At 63.6% G+C, this 1199-nt stretch carries 1 protein-coding gene and 1 pseudogene; both read left to right on the forward strand.

Going from position 1 to position 1199, the window contains the following annotated elements:
- Window positions 1-195, forward strand: a pseudogene (locus WMN78_RS10435) (hypothetical protein); the annotation flags it as partial.
- 89 nt (window positions 196-284) lie between these two features.
- Entirely contained in the window at window positions 285-1196 is a 912-nt protein-coding gene (locus tag WMN78_RS10440) for a DDE-type integrase/transposase/recombinase (protein WP_340533683.1), read from the forward strand.
- The last annotated feature ends 3 nt before the right edge of the window (window positions 1197-1199 follow it).

A 1199-nucleotide genomic window follows, 5' to 3' on the forward strand; every position in this document is an offset into this window, starting at 1 on the left:
GCCAAGGAGATCGCCCAACATGAGTCCGAAGTCGAACAGCTCAAGGGCCGGATCCGTGAACTTGAAGGCACGAACACCGCTCTGGGAAAAGCTATCGGGCTCTTGCACGAGTTGAACGTGCCAGAGCCCGATACGGACCAGACGAACGATCCGAAAGGTTCATCGAAGCCGAAAACCGGCTCGTCCGGGAACTGACAACGCTCACCGGCTCGCAGCGGCAAGCCCTCGAGGCCGCCGGCGTATCACGCTCGACCTGGCACTACCGGCAAAACCCCCGCGAACGCGTGCAGGACCCGCTCGGACAGTCTGAGCGCGCGTACCAGTCCCGGATCAGCACCAATGACCGGGACCGGATCGCAGAGTACATCCTGGCTGGCTGGGCCGATCAGGTTTCCGTTGACCATTCCTACGCCGCGGCATGGGACGCGGGGGTGATGCTCGCTTCCCGCCGGACATGGTGGAGGGTCGCGGCCCGGATCGAGGACCAGATGCTGCGCCCAACCATCCCGACCAGGACAGGGAACAACCGGCCCCCGCGGGACAAACCCGTCGTGATGGCCACCGGCCCGGGCCAGATCTGGTCCTGGGACATCACTGACCTGTATTCACCCTGGCGGGGAAGAGCGTTCAAGGCCTATTCAGTCCTTGATATCTACTCCCGCCAGATGGTTGCCTGGCGGGTCGAGGAACGAGAAGCGGACCACCTTGCCGTGGAGATGTTCGAAACCGCTATCGCCCGGCACGGCGCCCCGCGCATAGTCCACGCCGATTCGGGGCCGGCGATGCGCTCAAACCTGCTCCGGGACACTCTCACCAGCCACGGCGTGGAGCTCTCCCACAACCGGCCCTACGTCTCGAACGACAACCCCTTCTCGGAATCCGGGTTCCGGACCATGAAATACCGGCCCGGCTACCCGCGGGTTTTCAAAGGAGTCGAGACCGCCAGGGCCCACCTTGCCGACTACGTGCCCTGGTACAACACCCAGCACAAACACTCAGGCATTGCCCTCTTCTCGCCCTCCGAAGTCCACGACGGCTCCTGGAAGGACGTCTGGAAAACACGCGACCAGGCACTCCAGCGCTACTACGACAAGAACCCCGAACGATTCCGGCACCGGCCCACCACCCCAGCACCAGCAAGCCACTCCGGCATCAACCTCCCCGAAACGACAACCCCCAAACAGCTCACCATGTGACTC

The sequence above is a fragment of the Arthrobacter oryzae genome (assembly GCF_037911235.1).
GTDB classification, from domain to species: Bacteria; Actinomycetota; Actinomycetes; order Actinomycetales; family Micrococcaceae; genus Arthrobacter; species Arthrobacter oryzae_E.